This is a genomic window from Clostridium sp. CAG:43, assembly GCF_000434655.1.
GTDB classification, from domain to species: Bacteria; Bacillota; Clostridia; order Lachnospirales; family Lachnospiraceae; genus Otoolea; species Otoolea fessa.
The window spans coordinates 5,109-11,904 of record NZ_FR895075.1; the positions used below are offsets into that span (position 1 = coordinate 5,109).

Genomic DNA, 6,796 nt, shown 5'->3' on the forward strand with positions numbered 1-6,796 from the left:
GCTCTTCTTTCAGGTTACATTTTCAATTGAGCCTTAGGTATGTTGTTATATAAAAGATGTCTTATATGAAGTGTTCCTATCTCGTCTCAGTGATTATTTTGTAATCAGGCTGGAGAAGATGGAAAGGAAAATCGGGTTGTAAATATCGTCGATGATAACTGCGAAGGACGGATACAGAACCCAAGCAACGGTGTGCCATCCATACTGATCCATAACGGCTTTCTCGTTTGCTACTGCGTTCGGACCTGAACCACAGCCCCATCCACAGTTACCAGCTGCCATAACAGCTGCACCGTAATCGCGTCCAAATAAGTTGAAGGATACGAAGATTGCAAAGAGTGCCATCAGGATAGCCTGTGCAAGGAGGATGATACCCATCTGACCAGCTACCGGAGCCAGCTTTGTGATATCGATGGTCATCAGAACCAGTGCCAGGTAGAGTTCCAGGAACATATGCTCGATAGCGTCGATCTCCGGAACCGGGAATTCGATACCAGCTGCATCCATGATGTTTCTTGCGATAGCACCTGCGAACAGACAGCCGATGAATTTCGGCATCTCGATCATCGGGATGTTGTCTAACAGGCAGTAGATCGGCATACCAAGTGCTGCTACAAGCAGAGACAGGGCGAATGCCTTGATCATACGGGTGTTGTTAAGAACAGCTGCTGAACCAGATTTTGAGGATTCCGGTCTGTCGTTCGGGTCAGATTTCAGACCGTGACGGGAAATCAGGAAAGCTGCAACCGGACCACCGATTAAGGAACCCATGATGTTGCCCATAGTACCGGCTGCTACACCGACTGTGGTTGCATCCGGAGCACCCATGTTCTCGAAGATAGGACCAAATGCAGAAGCAGTACCAACACCGCCGGACATAGCTGAGGAAGAACACTGCAGAGCCAGAAGCGGATGAAGACCGATGGCGCTGCCTACCAGGTAACCAACGACATCCTGTAAGGTAATCAGGACACAGGCCGCAACTGCGATTGCGATACAAAGCTTTCCGCCTGCATGCTTTAACATCTTGTAGCTGAAGCCGAAACCTACGCACAGGAAGAATAAGTTCTGGCATAAGTCTTTTACGATTTTTGCATCAAAGGAAAAACCGATGATTCCGGAACCCTTGATGATAGATACAACAACAGAAAAGATGATACCGGAGATAACCGGAGCCGGTATAGCATATTTTCTGAGCAGGGCGCTGTGAGCGACAATCGCGCGTCCTAAGAAGATAACGATGGCTGCGAAACCAAGTGTGGTCAGATACTCGAACTGGAATGTTGCGATGGCACCGTCGGCTGCCGGTGTGTAAGTTCCAAAGTATCCCATAATGTGTTCTAACATAGAACTTCCCTCCATTCTTGTTTAAGAATTTGTTTATTTCTTTTATAAACAGTTTATAAGATTGAAAAAGGGAAGTCAATTTATGTAATTTTAAATACAGTTTTGTAAGTATTGTAAATAAAAATGACTATAAAAAAGCGACTGCAGTATAGATTTGGCTCTATGGTGAATCTGTACTGCTGCAGCCGCGAAAAGGCAGGAAAAACCTGTATATTGCTGGAAAACGAAGATGTTCCTATTTTCCGGAATATCTATATTTAATAGAAGGGCGTCCACCGGTCTGGTAATCGATCATGCTGACCAGTTCGTTGGTTTCAACTAAGTAATTTAAGTACCGCCGGACTGTAATACGGGACAAATGAACCTGTTCCGAAATCTGTTCGCTGGACCAGACCTCCTCCGGATGTTCGGATAGGAAGAGGCGGATCAGTCCAAGGGTGCGTTCATTTAAGCCCTTTGTCAGCGGAGCGCTCTGGGAGGAGACATCCGGGACGGAGAAGAGGCGGTCGATCTCCGCCTGTCCCAGGTCAGAAGCGGACGTCGATGTTTTCAATTCCTCCTGACGTTTCGCAAATCGTTCCAGTGCGGCTTTGAAACGGTCATATTCAAATGGTTTGACGAGATAATCGGTGACGCCGCGGGAAATAAGCCGGCGGACGGTTTCTGCGTCGTTGGCAGAGGTTACCATGATGATCGCAGGGGTCATACCAGCCGCGTGGAGCTGGTCGATAAATTCGTCGCCGTTCATCTGAGGCGTGTAGTAGTCGAGAATAATCAGGTCAACCGTGCAGTTCTGCAGATACTGCAGGGCAAGGATGCCGTTTTTGAAAGTTGCCTCCACGTGAAAAGAGGAGGTCAGCTCGACATACTGTTTATTGATGGATGCAACCATCGGATCATCTTCTATAATAATGACTTTATACATTAGATTCTGTCTCCTTTCGGGTAAATGTCAGGGTGAAACAGGTGCCCTCGCCAGGCTCTGTGTCGATATCGATGGTTCCTCCGTACTCCTCCATCAGCTCATGAACCAGGAAAAGCCCGGTTCCGCGGTTTTCGCCCTTGGAGGAAACACCTTTTTCGAAAATATGATCGAGCAGCTCCGGCTGTATGCCGCGCCCGGTGTCCTCGCAGGTGATGATGTTGACGTCTGGGCGGCAGTAGATGCCGATGTGGATCTCGCGCGGGCTTTCAGATGCGTGAATGACATCCGGACTGGCGGTGTGATCGTGGCTTAGCTCTTCAATGGCATTTTCCATCAGATTGCCGAGAATGGTGACAAATCCTTCCACCGGGATCAGCAGATCATGGTCGCGGCAGGTGCTGTCGGTGCTGACCTGCAGGCGGATGCCAAGCTCAGCAGCGTGCATCATTTTCCCGATCACAAGTGCACAGATCTTTGGAACGCGGATGCAGTTGGCTGTCTCACGGACGGACTGGCTGGAGACAAGGCTGCTGTTGGTGATAAAATTCATCGCCTGCTGAATCTCCCCGGTCTGTAGGTAGCCGAGAATGATGTGCAGCTTATTTAAAAATTCATGGTTGAACGCGCGCAGCGTGTCCAACATATTGTGGGCGCCGGAAAGCTCGTCGGAGAGACGCAGGAGGTCGGTGCGGTCAAATAAAACGATCAGGACACCCCGGTGCGCCTGTTTGCCGCGTCCATGGATCGGCACCTCCTTGACGATGAGCTGGCGTCCGGCGAAGCTGATGCTCTCGTGCGTTACACTTTCTCCGGTTTTTATGACCTGATCGAAAGCGGTCTGTGGAAACAATTCCTGAATCGTTAAGTGGGTGAGCGGAGGTTCGTTTGCAGGACGACCGAGTATCGTGGAAGCTTTCTGGTTGGCAAAGAGAATTCTGCCGTCCAGATCGGTTGCGGCAAGTCCCTCGTCGATCATATTCATGACCTCATCCTGGCGGGTATAGATATTGACGAGTTCTTCCGGGTCATATCCCAACAGGGAGTCGCGCAGCAGGGAGAACATTGTGTGCGTCAGGGAAATGCTGACGATCATCATGATCAGGAATATAATTATATAAAAGAACAGCAGACTGCGGTGTTGGGCGGACAGGGTAGCGGTGAACAGGGAAACCATCACAAAACCGATGATCTCTCCGCCGCTGTTTTTTACTGCGTGAAAGGCGCGCCGCTGCATGCCGTGCGTGCCGTAGCCGGTTGTGATATATGGATCGCTTCCTGACAGAATAGCGTCCTCGTCACCTGACACGTAGGAATCGCCGGTTTTCAGACGGTTCGTGTGGTAAAAGCGCAGTCCGTTTTTATCACTGATGAGGATGACATTGATATCTGCTATATTCAAAGAAAGAGAATCCAGGTCGCGGGTCACAGTGGAATCAGGATAGCCGTTTTCCAGCATGGCGGCGACATCCGGAATTGCAGCAATATAAGAAGCAGTACCGCTGATCAGCTTGTCCATATCCTTTCGCTGTCTGGAAATATCAAAAAACAGAGTAAAACCAAGTGAGATGAGCACCAGGGTAGCGGAAAGGAGCAGAAAGGATCGGTACAGATTCTGTTCCAGCGCTGATTTTCCTTCCTTTATCTTCATATATAAAACCTCCGGAATTTATTTGATGTAGGAAATGAGTTGATCCGGTCTGCAAAATGTGTAAACCAAAACGATGATTAAAATTATTATAGTAAAAAAAGAAATGATCTGCAAGAAAGTGTGAAAGTTTACAAGGCGCTGGATGGCGAATTGCAAAGTGGCCGGGTTATTGTTCACGGATAAGCACTTTCTTTTAAAGTTACTGTTCACGGATAGGCACTTTTGGAACCGAAAGTGCCGTAAGAAAACGTGGTGGCAGCAGGAATTTGCCGTATTCAAATGCGAAGCCACGGAAAAAGGTTGAAAAACAAGAAGAGATCGATTAAAATGAAAATAGTTCGAATTAGAGTATTTGGTTAAAAAATTATGCAAAATTAAGGCTGTCAGCACAAAATTCCATTTAAGGTATGACAATCCGTCGAAGTTGTGCGCAGCAAGAGAGAAAATACTGAATATTTGCTGTAAAATTTACAAAAAACCACTTGCTATTTTAGGAAAAGTTGGGTACAATACAAGCAGGGTTGATTAATATTTAACAATCATGAAGATGAATTTCTAGGAGGAATGAGATCATGGCAGTAAAAGTTGCAATTAATGGTTTTGGTCGTATTGGTCGTCTGGCTTTCAGACAGATGTTTGGCGCTGAGGGTTACGAAGTCGTAGCTATCAACGATCTGACAAATCCGAAAATGTTAGCTCACCTGTTAAAGTATGATTCTGCTCAGGGCAGATACGATGGACATACGGTAGAGGCTGGCGAAGATTATATTGTAGTAGATGGCAAGAAGATTACTATCTACGCAAAGGCAAACGCTGCTGAACTTCCGTGGGGCGAGATTGGTGTAGACGTAGTTCTGGAGTGTACCGGATTCTATACATCCAAGGCAAAAGCACAGGCACATATCGATGCAGGCGCTAAGAAAGTCGTTATCTCCGCACCGGCAGGCAATGACCTTCCGACTATCGTATACAATGTAAACCACAAGACACTGAAACCAGAAGATAAGATTATCTCCGCAGCATCCTGTACAACTAACTGCCTGGCTCCGATGGCTAAGGCATTAAACGATTATGCTCCGATTCAGTCCGGTATCATGTCCACCATCCACGCTTACACAGGCGATCAGATGATTCTGGACGGACCGCACAGAAAAGGCGATTTAAGAAGAGCAAGAGCAGGCGCTGTCAACATCGTTCCGAACTCCACCGGTGCTGCAAAAGCGATCGGTCTGGTTATTCCAGAATTAAACGGTAAGCTCATCGGTTCCGCACAGCGTGTTCCGGTTCCGACTGGTTCCACTACCATTCTGACAGCCGTTGTTAAGAAAGCTGACGTTACCAAGGAAGCTATCAACGAGGCTATGAAGGCAGCTCAGACTGAGTCCTTCGGCTACAACGAGGATGAGATCGTATCTTCCGATATCGTAGGTATCCGCTATGGTTCCCTGTTTGATTCTACACAGACTATGGTATCTCCGATCGGTGATGACTTATATCAGGTACAGGTTGTTTCCTGGTATGACAACGAGAACTCCTACACAAGCCAGATGGTTCGTACAATCAAATACTTCGCAGAGCTGGCATAATTTTATCGATTCGATAGAAAATCATAAGGATTCAAGATGGGTCCGGTCCTCGGTCGGGACCGGATCCATTTTTCTTTTAAATGTAAAGGAGACAGGATATGCTGAATAAAAAATCCGTGGATGATATCAATGTAAAGGGCAAACGCGTTCTGGTACGCTGTGATTTCAACGTACCGTTAAAAGAAGGAAAGATCACTGATGAAAACCGTCTGGTGGCAGCGCTTCCGACGATCAAAAAACTGATTGCGGACGGTGGAAAGGTAATTCTCTGCTCCCACCTTGGCAAACCGAAGGGAGAGCCGAAGCCGGAGCTGTCTCTGGCACCGGTAGCCGTTCGTCTGTCTGAACTTTTGGGACAGGAAGTGAAATTTGCAGCCGATCCGGAAGTGGTTGGACCGAACGCAAAGGCAGCCGTTGAGGCGATGAAGGATGGCGAGGTTGTTCTGCTTGAGAACACCCGTTACCGTGCCGAGGAAACCAAGAACGGTGAGGCGTTCAGCAAGGATCTGGCATCCCTGTGTGATGTCTATGTGGACGATGCATTTGGTACTGCACACCGCGCACACTGCTCAAACGTAGGCGTGACCCAGTATGTGGACACCGCAGTAGTTGGTTACCTGATGCAGAAAGAGATCGATTTCCTTGGAAATGCAGTAGATAACCCGGTCCGCCCGTTCGTTGCCATTTTAGGCGGCGCGAAGGTAGCTGATAAATTAAACGTTATCTCCAACCTGCTGGAGAAGTGCGACACGCTGATCATCGGCGGCGGCATGGCATTTACCTTCTTAAAAGCACAGGGCAAGGAGATTGGTAAATCCTTAGTCGATGATACAAAGTTAGATTATTGCCGTGAGATGGTAGAGAAGGCGGCGAAGCTTGGCAAGAAACTGCTCCTTCCGGTTGATGCAGCTGTAGCAGCATCCTTCCCGGATCCGATCGATGCACCGATCGAGGTACAGAATGTATCGGTTGACGCTATCCCGGCTGACACGATGGGACTTGACATCGGACCGGAAACCGCAAAGCTGTATGCAGACACCGTAAAATCTGCTAAGACAGTTGTATGGAACGGACCGATGGGTGTATTTGAGAACCCGACTCTGGCACAGGGGACAATCGCAGTTGCAAAAGCACTGGCAGACACCGAAGCGACCACGATCATCGGTGGCGGCGATTCTGCAGCAGCGGTCAACCAGCTTGGATTTGGCGACAAGATGACCCATATTTCTACCGGCGGCGGCGCTTCCCTGGAATTCTTAGAGGGAAAGGAGCTTCCGGGTGTAGCGGCAG

General features: G+C 48.3%; 5 protein-coding genes. 2 read left to right on the forward strand and 3 right to left on the reverse strand.

What is annotated here, in order from left to right:
• Positions 1-93 precede the first annotated feature (93 nt).
• The 3 genes from QVO97_RS06030 to QVO97_RS06040 form a co-directional block, all read right to left on the reverse strand.
• Positions 94-1,347 carry a sodium/glutamate symporter gene (locus QVO97_RS06030; RefSeq protein WP_022359481.1) on the reverse strand — a complete coding sequence of 418 codons (1,254 nt, stop codon included), beginning with the start codon at positions 1,345-1,347 and terminating at the stop codon, positions 94-96.
• A gap of 235 nt (positions 1,348-1,582) precedes the next feature.
• On the reverse strand, positions 1,583-2,272 hold the full coding sequence (locus tag QVO97_RS06035; RefSeq protein WP_022359482.1) for a response regulator: 690 nt from the start codon (positions 2,270-2,272) through the stop codon (positions 1,583-1,585).
• On the reverse strand, positions 2,265-3,920 hold the full coding sequence (locus QVO97_RS06040) for a sensor histidine kinase (protein WP_022359483.1): 1,656 nt from the start codon (positions 3,918-3,920) through the stop codon (positions 2,265-2,267). Before QVO97_RS06040 ends, QVO97_RS06035 begins: the two co-directional genes overlap by 8 nt.
• Before the next feature lie 572 nt (positions 3,921-4,492).
• Between QVO97_RS06040 and gap the strand changes: the two genes are divergently transcribed.
• Together gap and pgk are read left to right on the forward strand one after the other, a co-directional pair.
• Positions 4,493-5,506 (forward strand): type I glyceraldehyde-3-phosphate dehydrogenase, encoded by a 1,014-nt coding sequence (gene gap, locus QVO97_RS06045; RefSeq protein WP_022359484.1) that lies wholly within the window; start codon positions 4,493-4,495, stop codon positions 5,504-5,506.
• A gap of 98 nt (positions 5,507-5,604) precedes the next feature.
• On the forward strand, positions 5,605-6,796 hold a 1,192-nt coding region (gene pgk, locus QVO97_RS06050; RefSeq protein WP_288189130.1), incomplete at its 3' end, for a phosphoglycerate kinase.